A 17133-nucleotide genomic window follows, 5' to 3' on the forward strand; every position below is an offset into this window, starting at 1 on the left:
CGATCGATGACATTGATTGATCTGCTACAAACTTCCCCGTCGTTTTTTATTTTCTTTTGCACGGTCATCGGCCTCGCCGTAGGCAGTTTTTTGAACGTCGTCATCCACCGTCTTCCGAAAATGCTCCAGGCGGAATGGGATCAGCAACGCGCCAAGCTGGAAAATGAAGCCGTTGCCGCGTTACCGCCACACAATCTCGTTGCGCCCCGGTCTCGCTGTCCGCATTGCGGCCACACGCTTGCGGCATGGGAAAATATTCCGGTAGCGAGCTATATCATGCTGCGGGGAAAGTGTTCGCATTGCCGCGCTGCCGTTTCACCGCGTTACCCCGCCATCGAGCTGCTGTCGGGCATGCTCAGCGCACTTGTGGCATGGCATTTCGGATATGGCATTGCCGGTTTCGCGGGATTGTTTTTCGCCTGGGCCATGGTAGCGCTGGTGTTCATCGATATCGATGTTCAGTTGCTTCCCGACCGCATCACGTTGCCATTATTGTGGGCTGGCTTGCTGGTCAATCTGAACAATGTTTTTACCGATATCCGTTCCGCAGTTATCGGAGCCGTTGCGGGGTATCTCCTGCTATGGGCGATTTATTGGTGTTACAAGCTCATCTCTGGCAAAGAGGGACTGGGCCGGGGGGATTTCAAGCTGCTGGCTGCGATCGGTGCGTGGCTTGGTTGGGAAATGCTTCCGCTGGTGATCCTGTTTTCCTCGTTGACTGGCGCCATGGCTGGAATCATTCTGGTTTTGCTTGAAAAACAGGAACGGGATACTCCCGTTCCCTTTGGCCCCTATCTGGCCGGCGGGAGCTTCGTCGCTTTTTTTGGGGGAGACCTGATCAATCGTGCCTATTTTGGGATGCTTGGATAATGCCGCTCATCATAGGCCTGACGGGGGGAATTGCGAGCGGCAAAACAACGGTCGCACAATTTTTTGCCCAGCTGGGTGCTGAAATCATTGATGCCGATGTCATTGCTCGCGAACTTACCGGCCAGCACGGCGCGGCAATGACTGCCATCCGGCAAATTTTCGGGGATGAGTTCGTTGCCAGCGATGGCGCGCTGCGGAGAAGCGAAATGCGGGCACTGGCATTTTCTGACGGCGCCGCCCGAAAAAAACTCGAAGCTATTCTTCATCCTCTTGTACGAAGCGAAGCGGCGCGGAGGATCAGATACTTTGCCGCGCCTTACGGCATGCTGGTCGTGCCCTTGCTGCTTGAAACAAATGGCTACCGCGAGCTGATCCGGCGCGTGCTGGTGGTTGACTGCGACGAGCAGGATCAGATAGCCCGTGCTATCGATCGTACCGGCCTGGACGAGCGAATGGTGCGCGCCATCATGCGCGTGCAGCTTTCCCGTGGCGAACGGCTGAGGCACGCGGATGACATCATCAGGAACGATGGGGATATGAACCGCCTGCAGGAGCAAGTCCGTTGCCTGCATGAAAAATATCTCGCCTTGGCGCTGCAGGATTAAGGAAGCGTTGAACAAATCCTCGCTGAGCGCGTTGCTGGTAAAATCGGGATGATCATAAGGCGCGCGACGCAGGTCGTAGCTTGGACTACGATGCCAGGGAGCGCAACGCCATGGCTCCCCAGAGCGTCGCCCGAGGGGCCCTGCGGAGCGGGGATCGGGCAGCGGAGGGGATGCTTCGACCGCACCACAGTTTTGTTGGGGTACAGGCATTCCGCTACGGGGTCGCATCTTCCTTTCGGAAGACACTGCTCCGCCCTGCGCGGTCGCACCATTCGCGTCGTCGCCTTTCGCGCATTCCACCCGCAAAGCCACCGTCGTGCCAGCGGAGATTTATTCAGCGTTTCCTTAAATCTATTCCGGCCCGTTTGCCTCGAGAGTAATTTAGTTTGTTAAAATCTTCGTCATAAGGCAATATCACATTATCCTGTCCTATTTCGGTCTCGCCTCGAGTTTCTATCGTGATTTATTATGAACATCCCTTGAACGAGCGCATTCGTACCATGCTGCGGCTGGAGGATCTTTTCGAGAAAGTGTCTTTTTTTGCGGCAGGAGAGGAAGCATTCAAGCATCACACCGCCCTCACCACGCTGTTTGAAATTCTCGATGTAACGAGTCGCGCGGATATGAAATCCGATTTGTTGCAGGAACTGGAACGCCAAAAGCATGCACTGGAAACGATGCGCAGAAGCCCCGATATTTCCGAAGGCACATTGAATCAGGTGCTGAGTAATATACAGACAGCATCCCTGAATATGCTGAATATGGCGGGCAAAATCGGGGAGCATATGCGGGAGAACGAATGGCTGATGAGCATAAGGCAGCGGGCCGGCATACCTGGAGGAGTCTGCGAATTCGATTTGCCGTCCTACCATTACTGGTTGCACACTGATCCTGCCCTTCGGCGGGGTGATCTCGAAGAATGGTTTGCGCCCCTTTTGCCGTTGCAGGAAACGTTCGCCATCGTTTTGGATCTCCTTAGAAAGAGCGGTAAGCCTCGTCGCTACAAGGCTGCTGGCGGTATGTTCCAGAAAATGGGACCGGGACGTGCGGCACATATGCTGCGCCTGAAGCTGGATGAAGGTTTGCCATGCGTCCCGGAGATCAGCGCCAACAAATATGCGTTGAACATCCGGTTTGTCATTTCCGGATTCAGGCAGAAAACCAGGATATATGAAGACGATGTGGATTTTGAGCTGGCTTTCTGCAATTTGTAGATTTCCATTTGCATACTGCCCGCATTTGCGGCCTGGATTCGGAATGCCTGGGATGTTATTTCAGGCTCAACGGACTGCCCTCCCGGATGACTGCTGAGCCATGCCGAATTTTTATGCGCTGATCCCCGCTGCTGGCTCCGGCTCACGCATGCAAGACCAGCTCCCCAAGCAATATCTCCCGCTGGCCGGCAAGCCGATGATTTTTCATACGCTTCACACCCTTTGCAACTCGCCGCGGCTTTCCGGCGTTTTTGTCGTGCTGGCTCCGCACGACCCGGAATGGCAGAGGCATGACTGGTCCGGGTTTTCGGATAAGCTGGCATGCCTTCCATGCGGTGGTGCGACGCGCGCACAGAGTGTGCTCAATGGCTTGAAAGCTGCGCGCGATGAGGCCCTGGTGGGCGATGAGGACTGGGTATTGGTGCACGATGCGGCAAGGCCTTGCCTGACCCAGGCGCAACTCGACAGGCTGCTGGATGAATTGTGCGACGACGAGGTGGGAGGATTGCTCGCGATTCCTGTCGCGGATACGTTAAAGCGAAACAACGGGTCGGGGCGTGTGACATGCACCGAATCCCGCGAGAATTTGTGGCAGGCCCAGACCCCCCAAATGTTTCGCTGCAAGCTTCTGGTGGAGGCATTGAGCATGGCGGGGGGGGCGACCATGACCGATGATGCCGGAGCCATCGAGGCCCTGGGTTATCAACCCAAGCTGGTTCTGGGCGATGCGCGCAATCTCAAGATTACTTATCCTCAGGACTTGGCGCTGGCGGAGCTGATGTTGAGGAATCCATACTGATTGATCGCTTGCGCTTGCCCCGCTGCCTGTTGCCGCTGCCCATGCTTGCGCGGGAATTTCATGGAAAGACGCACAAGGAGTTGGGGCTTCTTTCATAAAATGGCTATTTCGTCCACGGAAACGGCTTGCAGGATCGAGGATCAGGGAGAAAGAAGGAAGAAATGATCAAAATGAGAATCGGGCAAGGTTTTGATGTGCACCCCTTGATCGAGGGGCGCGACCTCATCATCGGGGGCGTGACCATACCCTACGAAAAGGGTCTGCTCGGGCATTCCGATGCCGATGTTTTGCTGCATGCACTATGCGATGCGCTCCTGGGCGCAGCAGCACTGGGGGATATCGGAAGACATTTCTCGGATACAGACTCCCGCTACCAGAATATCGATAGCCGGGTGTTGCTGAAGAACGTTTGCGGCTTGCTCAGGAAAAATGGCTACGAGGTGGTCAATGTTGATGCAACCGTCATAGCGCAGGCGCCTAAACTCGCTGCCTATATTCCCGCCATGGTTGCCAATATCGCACAGGACCTCGGGATAAAGACAGCTGATGTCAACGTCAAGGCCAAGACTGCGGAACATCTTGGCCCCGTGGGAAGAGGGGAAGGTATCGAAGCGGAGGCAATATGCCTGATTACATCCGGTTCATGACTCCAGTCTGGCGGGTGGTGGGGGAACGGCTATTCTGATCTTCAGATATGGCGACGGAGGCCCTTGGGCAAGCTGGATATGCAGGGGAGGATACCATCCGGGTTTTTTTTGCGATATGGCCCGATGCCGCTGTCAGGAAACAGTTGCTGGAAATGGCAAGCGGTTTGCAGCGGAATTCCGGTTGTACCGGCAGGAGAATGAAGGCGGAGAACATTCATCTCACCCTGGTATTCGTGGGAAACGTCGATCATGACGGGCTCGAGGCGTTGTGCCACGCAGCGGAAGGAATCGCGAGGACAGGCAGGCCATCTTTTGAACTGGTCATCCAGGAGACAGGCTATTGGAAGCGCAATCGCATTGCTTATGCCGCGCTGCATGAGATTCCTCCGGCGCTGAAAGAGCTGGTGGGCCAACTGGGGAAGGCGATCGAGGCCATCGGATATTCAATGGAAGCGCGGGCATACAAACCGCATATCACATTGATGCGTGATGCGGTCTGTCCGGCGCTGCACCGGCAGATAGAACCGGTCGTCTGGGAAGTGCGGGAGTGGCTGCTGGTCAGGTCGGAACAGACAAGAGAGGGCGTTGTCTATAGTCCTGTTGGCCGCTGGCTGCTTGGAACCCCTGAATAGGCCGGACTTTCATGCGGCGGTGTTTCCAGGAGTTCCCGGTTTCTTGAAATTGGCGACCTTGTCAGAGGAAAATGCAGCTTTCGAGGTGTCGTGAAAGATTCTTTTCACTCGCTTTGGTGTAATCCTTTTCGAAGGTATCGCTGACAAGATTTCTCACGTGGACGCCCAGGCTGCTGTTGATCAGTCCGATGAAAGGAGCGGAAGCAACCAGGATGAGGCGCTGATAGCTGTTGGCTACCCGGCCGTTTTCCAGTTCCCTGGCTAATTGCAGCGCAAAATTGTGGGCTTGGTGCTGTTTTGGATCCGTGGCAGGAATGTAGGAGCCTCGGCCATTGCCAAGGCCTCTATTATGGCCGGGGCGGTCGGAAACAAGTTCCTGTACTTTTTCCCTGCTGGCGTAGTGCTTGAATTCCTTGAGTTTTTGTAGTCCCTTTTTTGGTCCATAGTTTACATACAGGTAGGCCGCGCTTGCGTTTGCTACAAGAATCCACGTGATGCTCATGACTCCTCCCTGAGATGATGATAATGTGACACCTACATTAAAGATGGTACTCCAAATTGATCAATAGTTCTCAGCAATAGTGTTATTTTTAGCTGATGGTGAGCAGCAGTAGCTCAAGTAGCCGGTATCCTTCCATCTTTTTTTCGCTACCTATTCCGACAGCCTTGAGGATTCTCGCTTTCGATACTTCCACCGAGCATTGCTCGGTTGCGCTTTTACTGGATGACCGGATGCTGAGCTACGAAGTCCTTGCAAAGCAGCGTCATTCCGAACTGCTGCTGCCGATGATCCAGCGGGTCCTGCAGGAGGCCGGAGTGAAGCTGGCACAGTTGCAGGGGATAGCATTCGGCGCCGGGCCAGGCTCTTTCACCGGTTTGCGTATCGCCTGCGGCGTGGCCCAGGGCCTGGCATTCGGCGCGGACCTTCCGGTAGCGGGCATTTGCACCCTCGAGGCCATGGCCGAGGAAACAGGCGGCGGCCGGGTCGTTGCGGCTATCGACGCGCGAATGGGCGAGATCTACCACGCAGCCTATGTAAAGTCAGGCGGCCAATGGTTGACGGAAAGCCAGCCTGTACTGTGTTCCCCGCACCATGCGCCCCTGTTATCCGGGGTGGGCTGGGCTGGCTGCGGCAGCGGTTTTGCCGTACATGAAAAAGCGCTGCGCCTTCGCTACAATGGCTGCGTCAGCCAGGTCATCCACGGTGTCAGACCCCAGGCAAGCGCAATCGCGTGGCTTGGAGTGCCACGCTTCATGAATGGGGCGGGGATGGATCCAGCGGAAGCGGCGCCCATTTATATCCGTAACAAGGTGGCGTTGAAGGAGAATGAAAGATGAGCGCGCAATTGCAGGAGTTGCCGCGAATCAGGCGCATGGGCCACGCCGACCTGGACGAAGTGGTTGCCATCGAGCGGGAAGTTTTTTTGTTTCCATGGACCCGCGGCAATTTCAGCGATTCGGTCGACTCCGGCTATCATTGCCTCGTGCTGGAGCAGGATGGCCGCCTGTTCGGCTACGGCGTGATGATCATTGGTCCGGAAGAGGCCCATTTGCTCACACTCAGCATAGCCGCCGCGGCGCAGCGGAAAGGCTGGGGTGAAAGGCTGTTGCGGCATTTTATCCATGTTGCCAGGGAGCAGCACGCGCGGTCGATGTTCCTCGATGTACGCGAATCCAATCATGTCGCGGCGCGGCTGTATGAGCGGATTGGTTTCAAGCAGATTGCCAGGCGCAAGGACTATTATCCGGCAATGGGGGGGCGCGAAGACTCTTTAGTCATGGAACTGGTGTTTTGACACCCGCAGATAACTCGAAGCAGGGCAGGCGCAACGCTATACTCAGGGAACTGGGGTTGTCGCCGCTGTGGCATGCCAGGATAACGGAGCCAGAACCGGTCCGGATTGTGCCTGTGGAGCTTGATGAGGCATCCGGGAACGCTCTTGCCGCCGGCAGTGGCTCAGGCAGCCCCGGTAATCCGGGTGGTCTGCCAGATGACAGACGCTCGCGCATTCTGCGGATGCATTGGGATGATCTGGAGCGGAGCGTGGAAGGCTGCATTGCTTGTTCCTTATGCAAGTCGCGCAGGCGCACGGTGTTCGGGGTAGGCGACAGGAATGCCGACTGGCTCTGCATAGGGGAGGGGCCGGGGGAACAAGAGGATGCGGCGGGCGAACCGTTTGTCGGGCAGGCGGGAAAACTGCTGGACAATATGCTGGCGGCAATCAGCCTGAAGCGCGGCCTGAATGTATATATCGCAAATGTCGTGAAATGCCGTCCCCCCGGCAACAGAAACCCGACTCTCGAGGAAGCGCATCAATGCGAGCCATATCTGGCGCGGCAAATCGAACTGATCAGGCCCAGGCTGATCATCGCATTGGGAAAAGTGGCTGCGGAGAACCTGCTGGGTACCGAGGCGGGAGTGGGCAGCCTCCGCGGCAGGCTGCACCGGTATTGCGGCATTCCCGTCATCGTAACTTACCACCCCGCCTATCTTCTGCGCACGCTGCCCGCCAAGGCGAAGGCATGGGAGGACCTGTGTTTTGCGCGCAGAGTCATGGAACCCCCAGGGGATTAGTCAGCCGGTTCGGTTCTCGGAATTCCCTTGCAATTGGTGAATGAATCCCCATCTAATCCTCAACAGTTCTTTCGAGGAAGACGCCATGCGTAAACTGACACTGCCCCTGGTTCTGCTACTTGCTATCACGTTGAGCGGCTGCGGCTACAACACGCTCCAGTCCACGGATGAGCAAATCAAGGCGAGTTGGGGCGAGGTCGTGAATCAGTATCAGCGTCGCGCGGATCTCGTTCCTAATCTGGTGAATGTGGTCAAGGGATTTGCCGCGCAGGAGAAGGACGTGTTGCTGGGCGTGACCAATGCGCGGTCCAGGGTGGGGAGCGTCCAGGCTACGTCCGAGCTCATCAACGATCCCGATGCCTTTGCCAAGTTCCAGAGCGCGCAGGGGGAGCTGTCCAGCGCGCTGTCGCGCTTGCTGGTCGTGGCGGAAAACTACCCGCAACTCAAGTCGGATGCCAATTTCCGGGAGTTGCAGGCACAGCTAGAAGGCACCGAGAATCGGATAACCGTGGCACGCAACCGCTATATCAAGGCTGTCCAGGAGTACAATGTCGTGGTACGGTCGTTTCCAAGCAACCTCACCGCCATGGTCATGGGTTATAAGGTGAAACCCAGTTTTACGGTCGAAAACGAGAAGGAAATATCCGTCGCGCCCAAAGTGGATTTCGGCGCGCCAGCAGCGAAGAAGTAGTTGCCGCTTCACTCATTTCACGATGAACAGCGGGAAAAAGACCATTCCAGTTGCCGCCCTGGCAGCTTTGCTTTTTAGCGCTTCGATCTCGATTGCGTACCCTGCGGAAGTGGCTGTTCCACCGCTTCGATCCCATGTCACCGATCTGACCAGCACACTGTCCGCGGCCGACAACGCCCGGCTCGAACAGGAACTTGGCGGCTTTGAAGCCAGGAAGGGCAGCCAGATCGCCGTCCTGATCGTCCCTACGACTCAACCGGAAACCATAGAGCAATATTCGATTCGCGTTACCGATACATGGAAGCTGGGAAGAAAAGGCGTCGATGATGGAGTCCTGCTGCTCGTTGCCAAGCGCGATAGAGCGGTGCGGATAGAAGTCGGTTACGGCCTCGAGGGGATATTGCCCGATGCCACGGCGAAGCGGATAGTCGATCAGGTCATTGTTCCCCGGTTCAGGCAGGAGGATTTCGCGGGAGGAATCGAGGCCGGCATAGCAAGCATTATGGGAGTGATCCAGGGCGAGTCATTGCCGCCAGTCTCGGCGCACGGTGGCGGCGCCTCGGGGGGCAGGGGCATGTCGCCGGATCTCATTTTTCCGCTTTTCATCGCATTCCTGGTGTTCGGGAAGCTTTTGCAATCCCTGCTTGGCCGTGTTGCCGGCGCAAGTGTGATGAGCGCGGGGGCGGGGCTGGTCGGCTGGCTCCTGTTTTCTTCGGTCATTCTTGGGGTGATGCTCGCGGCGGCCACCTTTTTCCTGAGCCTGTTTGGACGCGTGGGACCAGGCATCTATACCGGAAGAGGTGGTTGGCCTGGGCCCGGGGGAATGGGCGGCGGGGGAGGATTCGGTGGAGGCGGGGGAGGATTCGGCGGTGGGGGTGGCGGTTTTGGCGGCGGCGGTGCGTCGGGGAGATGGTAATGGATTTCGCGCGCTTATCGCGGCATCTTTTTACCGGCCGCCTTGCTGTAAGCCGGATATTTACCGATGGCTCCCTCGACGCGATAAAACAGGCCATCCAGCAAGCTGAAGCCGGCCATGAAGGCGAGATCCGCTTTGCGGTGGAGGCCTCGTTGAATACCCTGCCTCTCCTTCGGGACCAGTCTGCGCGAGAGCGGGGGCTGGAAGTTTTTTCGCAACTGCGCGTATGGGACACCGAGCACAATAACGGTGTCCTGATCTATTTGCTCCTCGCGGACCGTGATGTGGAAATCATTGCCGATCGGGGCGTGCACAGGCGGGTGGGCGACGAGAAATGGGAGACGATCTGCCGTGAGATGGAGGCCGCATTTCGCGAGGGAGAGTTTGAAGCGGGCATCATGGCCGGAATCCATGCGGTAGGCAATCTGTTGCGGGAATATTTTCCGGTATCGTCTGAAAACAGGGCAAATGAACTGAGCGATAGTCCTGTCATCCTTTGATGTCTTTCGCCCTGTGCAATGGCGTTAGTGTCAGCGTCAATGTCCTTTATGCGCGCCGATCAGGTGGAGCGAATCTTCAATGCTCTGGTTGCGCAGATGCCACTGGCGTATCAGCGCCATGATCACGGCGACGAACAGGCCAAACAAGACGATAACGGTGTACACATGTACCTCGAAACTCACCAGAATGGCATACATCCCGAGCATGGTGAGTATGCTCAGGTTCTCGTTGAAGTTCTGCACGGCGATGGAATGACCCGCACCCATGAGGATGTGGCCGCGGTGCTGCAGCAGCGCGTTCATCGGGACCACAAAAAAACCGGCTAGCCCGCCGATCACCGTGAGAAGCACAATCGCGATCCAGAGGTCGCGCGCGAGTATCATGGCCATCACCACGATACCCATGGCGATGCCCAGTGGAATCACCTTGACGGATTGCCGCAATGAAACCATGCGAGCGGCTATCACCGCGCCAATCGCGATGCCAACGGCTACCACGCCCTGCAGTTGGGCTGCTTTGTTCAGGGGGTATCCGAGCGCCGCATCAGCCCACTTCAGCACGATAAATTGCAGGGTCGCGCCCGCTCCCCAGAACAGCGTGGTGACCGCCAGTGAAATCTGGCCCAGCTTGTCCGTCCACAGGAGTTTCATGCAGTGCTTGAACTCATGCACCAGGAATACCGGATTCTTCTTCAGGATACGGTGATCCACGCCGGTGTCGGGGATGTACAGGTTGAAGATCGCGGCCGTGGCATAGAAAACCGCTATGAAAAGAATGCCCGCTTCCGGTATGGTGTCCACGCCGGTATCGAAAAAAGGGAAATCAAGCCCGAGAAATACCGCGGAAACCGCGGGCGTGATCAGCAGACCGCCCAGTACCGTGCCGAGCACGATGGATGCAACGGTCAGGCCTTCTATCCAGCCATTCGCGATGACCAGTTTTTCTGGAGGCAGCAATTCAGTGAGGATACCGTATTTTGCTGGTGAATAAGCGGCTGCCCCCAGCCCCACGATCGCATAGGCCGCCAGCGCGAAATACTGATGGGAAGCGAGGAAGAGAAGACCGCAGCCGATGATCTTGATTGTATTGCTGACAAACATCACCCGCCCTTTTGCCATGCTGTCCGCAAAGGCGCCGACGAAAGGCGCAAGGATGACGTAGAACAATACGAACACGAATTTAAGCATCGGGGTGAGATAGGCGGGAGCATGCAGATCCAGCAAAAGCGCAATGGCGACGACCAGCAGCGCATTGTCCGCCAGCGAAGAGAAAAACTGAGCCGCCATGATGGTGTAGAATCCGCGCTTCAACCTATTGCCCTCCCAAAAGTTTGCTTATCCCGCGACGTGAAATAATTCATTCAAATGCCGAATTTTAAAGAGGAAGTTTTATACCATGAAACCATCGATGCTACCAATCCAAACCTCCTGAATTCAATGTTCCCCATCTGACTCCTTCTTTTGCTGCTTCCCTTTATGTCGCGTCCCATCCAGGCACACATCGACCTTTCCGCACTCGAACATAATCTAAGCGTGGTTCGCCGCCATGCGCCCCGGTCCCGGGCATTGGCGGTGATCAAGGCCGATGGATACGGTCATGGCGTACTGCGTGTGGCCCAGGCGCTGCGGAAAGCGGATGGGTTTGCTCTGCTCGAACTGGATGCGGCGGTACGCCTGCGCGAAGCCGGCTTTCAACAGGTGATTTTACTATTGGAGGGTTTTTTTTCCATGGACGAGCTGCGATGGATCGAAACACATCGCCTGACCACCGTCATTCACCACCACGAGCAGCTCGCAATGCTGGCCGAATACAGGCCACGGCATAAAATGGATGTATTTCTGAAGCTGAATACGGGCATGAACCGGCTGGGCTTTACGTCCGAACAGTTTCCCGGCGCGTTGAAAGCGCTTCAAGAAAATCCCGGTATAGGCCAGATCTGCCTCATGACGCATTTTGCGCGAGCCGACGAGGCAGGCGCCGATGAGAGCACCGGCATTCAGCTCACTGCATTCAATAAGCTGGCTGAAGGGTGGCATCTGCCACGATCCCTGGCCAACTCGGCTGCAACCCTGCGTTATCCTGAAACTCACGCGGATTGGGTTCGTCCTGGCCTCATGCTTTATGGCGCCTCACCACTTTATGACGCGACCGCCGCCCAGCTCGATTTATGCCCCGCGATGACCGTGACCAGCAAAATCATCGCCATACAGACGCTGAAAGCAGGGGAAGGAGTGGGTTATGGTCATATTTTCCGCGCTGAGCGGCCCATGCGGGTAGGTATTGTTGCAGGAGGATATGCTGATGGATATCCCCGCCACGCACCCTCCGGGACGCCAGTCCTGGTCGACGGCAAGCGCACGCGACTCATCGGGCGAGTTTCCATGGATATGCTGCATGTCGATTTGAATGAAATCGGCAACGCGAGGGTCGGCATGCCGGTGACGCTCTGGGGTAAGGAAATGCCTGTGGATGAGGTGGCGCGAGCCGCTGGAACGGTAGCCTATGAATTATTGTGCGCCTTGGCTCCGCGAATGCCCATCGTTACCTGAATTATTCGCAAAGGGAGCATAAGGCCTATACCGGCCTGTATGGTACTGAGCTGGAGGATCGGTGCAACAGCCAGGTGCGGCGCCGATCCTCCACCGGAACGAAAGTGCAAAAAGTGACGTTATGAGAGACTGTATTATTCTACTCTTGCCTTGGTGCGCAGGTCATTGACATACGCGGCAAATTGACGCTGCAGGACACGCTGGGCCAGATTCTGCTTGATTTCTTCAAAAGGCGGAATCTTGAGCGGGCGAACATCGTCGAGTCGAATGACATGCCAGCCGAACGGTGTCTTGACCGGCTGATCGGTGAGTTGTCCTTTATGCAGCTTCGTCAACGCTTCAGCAAAAGGCTGGACATAGCTGGCCGGAGGGCTCCACTCAAGTTCTCCTCCCTTGCTCTTGCTTCCCGAATCCAGGGATTTCTCCTGCGCAATCTTGTCGAACTTTCCGCCCTTCTTGATGCGGGCGATGATATCCTTGGCCTCCGCCTCCGTCGCTACCAGGATATGGTGCGCCTTGTATTCCTTGTCGCCCATCTGGGTTTTGAGCGCTTCATATTCCTTTTTCAATTCTTCATCGCTGACAGGATGAGTTTTCACAAAGTCTATCTGATATGCCCTGACCAAGGCGGAGAGCCGCGCGATATCAAGCTGGGTAATGAAATCGGGATCCTTGTCCAATCCTTTTTTCGTTGCTTCCTGCGCTATTATCTCCTCCGCTATGAGATCTTCACGCAAGGCTTTTCTCGTTTCCGGGCTATCCGCCTGTCCTTGGGACTCGCGTGCCTTCACGATAAATTCCAACCTGGACTGGGGAATTGAAACGCCATTCACCTTTGCCATGCTTGCTGGGGACTGGGCCTGGGCAGGCGATGCGATAATCAGGCAAGAGGCAGCGAGCACCGCCAGCCGAGGTGTTTTTATGAAAAGCATAAAATATCCTTGTCAGTATGTCGAATTAAATTCTTCCGGAGTATACGCCTTTATGCTTAGCGCGTGAATACGCTTATGCATCATATCATCCAGAATCGAATAGACGAGCCTGTGCCGGGCCAAAGGGGATTTTCCCGAAAATTTGCGCGAGACGATGGTCAGGAAATAATGGCCGCCCCCCGCTTTGGCTCCTTCATGGCCCGCATGCCTGGCGCTTTCATCCGCGATTTCGATCTGCTCCGGTTCAAGCTCGCGAAGCTTCTGCCGGATCAATCCGGCTGTATCCATGCCTTGCATTTATTTCGGGTTTATTTTGCGTTTACTTTGGTTAGGGAAGCGCTGAACAAATCCTCGCTGAGCGCGTTGCTGGTAAAATCGGGATGATCATAAGGCAGACGCGCGACGCAGGTCGTAGCTTGGACTACGATGCCAAGGAGCGCAACGCAGTGAGCACCCGATTTTACCGTAACCCTTATGGGGCGGGGTTTTGCGAGCGGTCTGCCTTGTCAGGCTCCTAGCGAAGGAGCGCCCCGGAGCGTCGCCCGAGGGGCCCCGCGAAAGCGGGGATCGGGCAGCGGCGGGGATGCTTCGACCGCACCACAGTTTTGTTGGGGCGCAGGCATCCCGCTACGCGGTCGCATCTTCCTTTCGGAAGGCACTGCTCCGCCCTGCGCGGTCGCACCATTCGCATCGTCGCCTTTCGCGCATCCCATCCCGCAAAGCCACCGCCGCGCCAGCGGAGATTTGTTCAGCGCTTCCTTAGGGCGGCAATGTCTTCTTGAAGGGCTTGACCGTGACTTTGGCATAGGCGCCGCTGGCAACATACGGATCGGCCTCGGCCCAGCTTCGCGCCGCCTCGAGCGATTCGAATTCGGCCACGATCAAGCTTCCGGAAAACCCGGCAGGACCCGGATCCGGGCTATCGATGGCTGGATAAGGTCCGGCCAGAACAAGGCGTCCTTCCTTTTGCAGGGCATCGATGCGCTCCAGATGCGCGGAACGCGCCACCTTGCGTTTTTCCAGGCTATCGGGAACGTCTTCTCCGTTAATGGCATAGAGCATCATGTTTCCTTGTCCTCTTTATCTTCCATGTATTTCGCAAGCATCAGCCCCTGAATCACCACAAATGTCAGCATCAGCCCCATGAAACCGAACAGCTTGAAGTTGACCCATGTCTCGGTCGAATAATTGAAAGCCACGTAGAGATTGGCTGCCCCCATCAGAGCAAAAAACATTGCCCAGCTGGCATTGACGCGCCCCCATATCTGCTCGGGCAGCACGATCTGTTCCTGCATCATGGCGCGGATCAGATTTTTCTTGAAAACCGCATGGGCTATGAGAAGGGCCGCGGCGAAAAGCCAATACAGTACCGATGGCTTCCATTTGATGAATGTTTCATCCTGGAGGATGAGCGTGGCGCTGCCAAAAATGACAATGATGACAAGGCTCACCCACAGCATCTTGTCCACCTTGCGATGACGGTACCATACCCATCCGATCTGACCAAAGGTGGCGGCAATGGCCACAGCAGTAGCCGCGAAAATGCCATAGATCTTGAAAGTGATGAAAAACAGGATAACGGGGAAAAGGTCAAAAAGAAACTTCATGAATGTCGCATGTTGTCAGACCGGTTACTAGGATCAATTATGGCTATTATTTCTTGTTAAGGAAGCGCTGAATAAACCCTCGTTGGCGACGGCGGCTTTGCGGGATGGGATGCGCGAAAGGCGACGACGCGAATGGTGCGACCGCGCAGGGCGGAGCAGTGTTCGAAAGGAAGATGCGACCCCGTAGCGGAATGCCTGTACCCCAACAAAACTGTGGTGCGGTCGAAGCATCCCCTCCGCTGCCCGATCCCCACTTTCGCGGGGCCCCTCGGGCCACGCTCTGGGGAGCCACTGCGTTTCGCTCCCTGGCATCGTAGTCCCCGCTACAACCTGCGTCGCACGCCTTGTGATCATCCCGATTTTACCAGCAACGCGCTCAGCGAGGATTTGTTCAGCGCTTCCTTAATATACAGGACATCGATGTTGACTGAATGACAGGCATCAGGCAACCGGAATCGCTGCCGATATTGCCCGTTGCCATCCACCCCGGACCAGAGCATGAATGGCTGCATACAGACGTGAACCGGCTTGACCGAACCCCGCCATACAGGGAACGGGGCGCAATTTACGAACAGGGCGGCCTTCCAGGCCGGGCTTGCCCGGTGCAGCTCAGTGCAGGTGTATCGGCACCATTTCCCCTTCTTCGGGGAATTCCGCGTGCACCACTTCGCCATCGGGATTCGGAAACAGCGGTGCGCCGCACTCTTCGCAATATTCCAGAAGGAAGCGGTTATCCAGCAGCGTGGTAAGCTCGACGCCACACTCGCGCAACGTGGTTTCGATCTGCGATACGGTATCGCTGCTTTCATCCTCATCGCCCACCAGTGACCAGACTATGCCGTAGAGCACGTTGTCCTGGTCCTTGAGCATGAAGCTGACGCGGTATTCTTCCAGCCATTGGTCATAAAAAGGCGCGATGACCGCACGCAGCCGGTCCGGGGTGATATTCAAGGTGGATTGCAGGAAATCAACGGTTGCATGCATGGAATAGGATCGGGCAAGGCGATCGGTCATCCGCCATGCGGAAAAAAAACCGTCCGGGATGAGCAGTTCGAACGCGCAACCCTGAAACAGCGGCCGGAGCGCTTCCGCGCCGTGAGTTTGCCATTCGCGCAATATATCTGCCCTGGAAGCCTCCAATCCCATCAGCTTGTTTCCTCCCTTATCGCCGGAAGGATTGCCTGCTTCCTGCCAGCGGAACATCGGCTTGCCCTGAGGTACGGCTATCGCTCCGAGAAGAAAGCGCGTGTCCGACAAAAAGCGGCTCGTTTCGGCAAGCTGCCCGGGATTGATATGGACGTCGCGTTCCCCTGCCACGGCAGCGGTCCACAGCCTGCTGGCCAGCTCATGGGTAAAGTGATAGCCGCGCGGAAGCTGATCGGGGCTGAACAGGCAATCCGCCAGCACAAACCGGGCTTCCTCCGCCAGCACGTGCGTCTGAAGCGGTACACGAACATTGGCGAGAACCTCTTCGGTCACCGCTCCGGAAGGGATCGAAAAGCGCGACCAGCTCAGTACCGGGGCCGCGAACATCAGCACGTCGTAGTGACGATCCTCCTGACTCAATATGCTGCATTCGATCGCGGCTTCTATGGCATAAATGAATTCACCATAAGCTGCCGTATCGGTATCGTAGAGCTGGTCGAGAGCCGCTTCGAGATTCTGGTCATCGCCGCTGCGCAACTGGGAATGTATTTTCGTTGTCAGGCGATTCTCCCAGAAAGTGTCTTCAATCCGGCTACCGGAGGCTGCAAGCCCCGCTGCCAGACGGCAGAGTTCCTTTACAAGGCGGGGAGATTTGGTGCGATGAGGGACCCGAGGTTTTTTCATGACGCAACGCGTAATGATCAGTCGGGCATTTTAACCCAAAGTGGTGCAAAGGCATAAAGTTTCCATTACGGGCGTACACCTTCCGCTGCTCTGGCAAGCAGGATCTTTGCTTGTGCCGGATTATGCGGGAATGGAGTTGGGGAAGGGACGGCTGGAAGAATAACCTGGTCGCGGAGTGTACGGAGTGGAGGGTGATCACCCCTGCCATGGCCCCGCCTTATCGCTGGCGTGCCGCCTGCCCGACATGTTCCTGTCCGTGCGTAGATTATGGCGGCACACTTTTCCCCAATGTTCCCCAATGTCAGGGAAGGGCGATTACCCTGACGGGACGGGAATTGAGCGGATTCCCTGGTTTCAGTGAGGAAGTTTCGCGCCTATCACATCCACATGCTCGATCTGTGGCGGTTCGGCAAGCAATTCGGCGGCATTCTGCATCAATGCAGCAGCGATCGGACCGCTAAGATGCGCGGATCTCCCAGACTCATCAGCGAACGCATCGAATATGCCAAAGGTTGAAGGTCCCAGCCGAAGGGCGAACCAGACCGGGGTAGTCGCTTCTTGGTTGGCCAGAGCAAGTCCTTTCTCGAGAAAACTCTCCACATCGGCTTCTCTTCCCGGTTTTGCCTGTAACCGCACGAACAGCGCAACTTTTACCATATGATTTCTCCTGTGAAGTTGACAATGTGACTACGAATTGATTACGGATCTCGACTGTAGAGATGGATCGAAGTTTTGGGAAGTGGCAAGTCAGACAAATTTGATATA

General features: G+C 56.2%; 22 protein-coding genes. 13 read left to right on the forward strand and 9 right to left on the reverse strand.

Annotated elements, in window-relative coordinates; translation table 11 throughout:
* Window positions 1–6 precede the first annotated feature (6 nt).
* The 6 genes from ACZ5CE_RS03740 (at window position 7) to thpR (ending at window position 4767) form a co-directional block, all read left to right on the forward strand.
* Entirely contained in the window at window positions 7–870 is an 864-nt protein-coding gene (locus tag ACZ5CE_RS03740) for a prepilin peptidase (RefSeq protein WP_464576392.1), read from the forward strand.
* Window positions 870–1475, forward strand: a complete 606-nt coding sequence (coaE, locus tag ACZ5CE_RS03745) for a dephospho-CoA kinase (protein ID WP_464576393.1) — start codon at window positions 870–872, stop codon at window positions 1473–1475. Before ACZ5CE_RS03740 ends, coaE begins: the two co-directional genes overlap by 1 nt.
* A 458-nt stretch (window positions 1476–1933) precedes the next feature.
* A complete protein-coding gene (gene zapD, locus ACZ5CE_RS03750; RefSeq protein WP_464576394.1) occupies window positions 1934–2689 on the forward strand; it encodes a cell division protein ZapD in 756 nt (251 codons plus the stop codon).
* A gap of 100 nt (window positions 2690–2789) precedes the next feature.
* Window positions 2790–3488, forward strand: coding sequence for a 2-C-methyl-D-erythritol 4-phosphate cytidylyltransferase (gene ispD / locus ACZ5CE_RS03755; protein ID WP_464576395.1), 699 nt, complete (start codon window positions 2790–2792; stop codon window positions 3486–3488).
* 161 nt (window positions 3489–3649) lie between these two features.
* Entirely contained in the window at window positions 3650–4135 is a 486-nt protein-coding gene (gene ispF, locus ACZ5CE_RS03760; protein WP_464576396.1) for a 2-C-methyl-D-erythritol 2,4-cyclodiphosphate synthase, read from the forward strand.
* Window positions 4136–4182: 47 nt separating this feature from the next.
* A complete protein-coding gene (thpR, locus tag ACZ5CE_RS03765; protein ID WP_464576397.1) occupies window positions 4183–4767 on the forward strand; it encodes an RNA 2',3'-cyclic phosphodiesterase in 585 nt (194 codons plus the stop codon).
* 61 nt (window positions 4768–4828) lie between these two features.
* Here the strand turns inward: thpR and ACZ5CE_RS03770 are convergent, their stop codons facing one another.
* The gene (locus tag ACZ5CE_RS03770; protein WP_464576398.1) at window positions 4829–5269 is read right to left on the reverse strand and encodes a host attachment protein; all 441 of its coding nucleotides are present in this window, start codon (window positions 5267–5269) and stop codon (window positions 4829–4831) included.
* Window positions 5270–5433: 164 nt separating this feature from the next.
* Between ACZ5CE_RS03770 and tsaB the strand changes: the two genes are divergently transcribed.
* The 6 genes from tsaB (at window position 5434) to ACZ5CE_RS03800 (ending at window position 9449) form a co-directional block, all read left to right on the forward strand.
* Window positions 5434–6105 carry a tRNA (adenosine(37)-N6)-threonylcarbamoyltransferase complex dimerization subunit type 1 TsaB gene (gene tsaB, locus ACZ5CE_RS03775; protein WP_464576399.1) on the forward strand — a complete coding sequence of 224 codons (672 nt, stop codon included), beginning with the start codon at window positions 5434–5436 and terminating at the stop codon, window positions 6103–6105.
* Entirely contained in the window at window positions 6102–6563 is a 462-nt protein-coding gene (gene rimI, locus ACZ5CE_RS03780; RefSeq protein ID WP_464576400.1) for a ribosomal protein S18-alanine N-acetyltransferase, read from the forward strand. The genes tsaB and rimI overlap by 4 nt, the downstream gene beginning before the upstream one ends.
* Entirely contained in the window at window positions 6560–7342 is a 783-nt protein-coding gene (locus ACZ5CE_RS03785) for a uracil-DNA glycosylase (protein WP_464576401.1), read from the forward strand. The genes rimI and ACZ5CE_RS03785 overlap by 4 nt, the downstream gene beginning before the upstream one ends.
* An 85-nt stretch (window positions 7343–7427) precedes the next feature.
* Entirely contained in the window at window positions 7428–8033 is a 606-nt protein-coding gene (locus ACZ5CE_RS03790) for a LemA family protein (RefSeq protein ID WP_464576402.1), read from the forward strand.
* A 22-nt stretch (window positions 8034–8055) separates the two neighbouring features.
* Entirely contained in the window at window positions 8056–8949 is an 894-nt protein-coding gene (locus ACZ5CE_RS03795; protein WP_464576403.1) for a TPM domain-containing protein, read from the forward strand.
* Window positions 8949–9449, forward strand: coding sequence for a TPM domain-containing protein (locus ACZ5CE_RS03800; RefSeq protein WP_464576404.1), 501 nt, complete (start codon window positions 8949–8951; stop codon window positions 9447–9449). The genes ACZ5CE_RS03795 and ACZ5CE_RS03800 overlap by 1 nt, the downstream gene beginning before the upstream one ends.
* A gap of 36 nt (window positions 9450–9485) precedes the next feature.
* Here ACZ5CE_RS03800 and lplT read toward each other — a convergent pair whose 3' ends face one another.
* Window positions 9486–10760 carry a lysophospholipid transporter LplT gene (gene lplT / locus ACZ5CE_RS03805; protein WP_464576405.1) on the reverse strand — a complete coding sequence of 425 codons (1275 nt, stop codon included), beginning with the start codon at window positions 10758–10760 and terminating at the stop codon, window positions 9486–9488.
* A gap of 165 nt (window positions 10761–10925) precedes the next feature.
* Between lplT and alr the strand changes: the two genes are divergently transcribed.
* Window positions 10926–11999: an alanine racemase gene (alr, locus tag ACZ5CE_RS03810; RefSeq protein WP_464576406.1), complete on the forward strand. Its 1074-nt coding sequence runs from the start codon at window positions 10926–10928 to the stop codon at window positions 11997–11999.
* Window positions 12000–12133: 134 nt separating this feature from the next.
* Here the strand turns inward: alr and ACZ5CE_RS03815 are convergent, their stop codons facing one another.
* From ACZ5CE_RS03815 to ACZ5CE_RS03845, 7 genes are all read right to left on the reverse strand, one after another.
* Window positions 12134–12931 carry a peptidylprolyl isomerase gene (locus tag ACZ5CE_RS03815; protein WP_464576407.1) on the reverse strand — a complete coding sequence of 266 codons (798 nt, stop codon included), beginning with the start codon at window positions 12929–12931 and terminating at the stop codon, window positions 12134–12136.
* A 12-nt stretch (window positions 12932–12943) separates the two neighbouring features.
* Window positions 12944–13219 (reverse strand): BolA family protein, encoded by a 276-nt coding sequence (locus ACZ5CE_RS03820; RefSeq protein ID WP_464577414.1) that lies wholly within the window; start codon window positions 13217–13219, stop codon window positions 12944–12946.
* 471 nt (window positions 13220–13690) lie between these two features.
* Window positions 13691–13993, reverse strand: a complete 303-nt coding sequence (locus tag ACZ5CE_RS03825) for a YciI family protein (RefSeq protein WP_464577416.1) — start codon at window positions 13991–13993, stop codon at window positions 13691–13693.
* Window positions 13993–14538 carry a septation protein A gene (locus ACZ5CE_RS03830; RefSeq protein WP_464576408.1) on the reverse strand — a complete coding sequence of 182 codons (546 nt, stop codon included), beginning with the start codon at window positions 14536–14538 and terminating at the stop codon, window positions 13993–13995. The genes ACZ5CE_RS03825 and ACZ5CE_RS03830 overlap by 1 nt, the downstream gene beginning before the upstream one ends.
* A 350-nt stretch (window positions 14539–14888) precedes the next feature.
* Window positions 14889–15038: a hypothetical protein gene (locus ACZ5CE_RS03835; RefSeq protein ID WP_464576409.1), complete on the reverse strand. Its 150-nt coding sequence runs from the start codon at window positions 15036–15038 to the stop codon at window positions 14889–14891.
* A gap of 109 nt (window positions 15039–15147) precedes the next feature.
* On the reverse strand, window positions 15148–16368 hold the full coding sequence (locus tag ACZ5CE_RS03840; protein WP_464576410.1) for a DUF2863 family protein: 1221 nt from the start codon (window positions 16366–16368) through the stop codon (window positions 15148–15150).
* Between the two features lie 354 nt (window positions 16369–16722).
* Window positions 16723–17025, reverse strand: coding sequence for a putative quinol monooxygenase (locus ACZ5CE_RS03845; protein ID WP_464576411.1), 303 nt, complete (start codon window positions 17023–17025; stop codon window positions 16723–16725).
* Window positions 17026–17133 lie beyond the last annotated feature (108 nt).

The sequence above is a fragment of the Nitrosospira sp. TNL200 genome (genome assembly GCF_055386305.1).

Bases quoted from the DNA above. Each gene is read 5' to 3' on its own strand.
- ACZ5CE_RS03740 (WP_464576392.1), top strand. From the start codon at position 7: ATGACATTGATTGATCTGCTACAAACTTCCCCGTCGTTTTTTATTTTC.
- coaE (WP_464576393.1), top strand. From the start codon at position 870: ATGCCGCTCATCATAGGCCTGACGGGGGGAATTGCGAGCGGCAAAACA.
- ispD (WP_464576395.1), top strand. From the start codon at position 2,790: ATGCCGAATTTTTATGCGCTGATCCCCGCTGCTGGCTCCGGCTCACGC.
- ispF (WP_464576396.1), top strand. From the start codon at position 3,650: ATGATCAAAATGAGAATCGGGCAAGGTTTTGATGTGCACCCCTTGATC.
- thpR (WP_464576397.1), top strand. From the start codon at position 4,183: ATGGCGACGGAGGCCCTTGGGCAAGCTGGATATGCAGGGGAGGATACC.
- ACZ5CE_RS03770 (WP_464576398.1), bottom strand. From the start codon at position 5,269: ATGAGCATCACGTGGATTCTTGTAGCAAACGCAAGCGCGGCCTACCTG.
- rimI (WP_464576400.1), top strand. From the start codon at position 6,102: ATGAGCGCGCAATTGCAGGAGTTGCCGCGAATCAGGCGCATGGGCCAC.
- ACZ5CE_RS03790 (WP_464576402.1), top strand. From the start codon at position 7,428: ATGCGTAAACTGACACTGCCCCTGGTTCTGCTACTTGCTATCACGTTG.
- ACZ5CE_RS03795 (WP_464576403.1), top strand. From the start codon at position 8,056: ATGAACAGCGGGAAAAAGACCATTCCAGTTGCCGCCCTGGCAGCTTTG.
- ACZ5CE_RS03800 (WP_464576404.1), top strand. From the start codon at position 8,949: ATGGATTTCGCGCGCTTATCGCGGCATCTTTTTACCGGCCGCCTTGCT.
- alr (WP_464576406.1), top strand. From the start codon at position 10,926: ATGTCGCGTCCCATCCAGGCACACATCGACCTTTCCGCACTCGAACAT.
- ACZ5CE_RS03815 (WP_464576407.1), bottom strand. From the start codon at position 12,931: ATGCTTTTCATAAAAACACCTCGGCTGGCGGTGCTCGCTGCCTCTTGC.
- ACZ5CE_RS03820 (WP_464577414.1), bottom strand. From the start codon at position 13,219: ATGGATACAGCCGGATTGATCCGGCAGAAGCTTCGCGAGCTTGAACCG.
- ACZ5CE_RS03825 (WP_464577416.1), bottom strand. From the start codon at position 13,993: ATGCTCTATGCCATTAACGGAGAAGACGTTCCCGATAGCCTGGAAAAA.
- ACZ5CE_RS03830 (WP_464576408.1), bottom strand. From the start codon at position 14,538: ATGAAGTTTCTTTTTGACCTTTTCCCCGTTATCCTGTTTTTCATCACT.
- ACZ5CE_RS03835 (WP_464576409.1), bottom strand. From the start codon at position 15,038: ATGCTCTGGTCCGGGGTGGATGGCAACGGGCAATATCGGCAGCGATTC.
- ACZ5CE_RS03840 (WP_464576410.1), bottom strand. From the start codon at position 16,368: ATGAAAAAACCTCGGGTCCCTCATCGCACCAAATCTCCCCGCCTTGTA.
- ACZ5CE_RS03845 (WP_464576411.1), bottom strand. From the start codon at position 17,025: ATGGTAAAAGTTGCGCTGTTCGTGCGGTTACAGGCAAAACCGGGAAGA.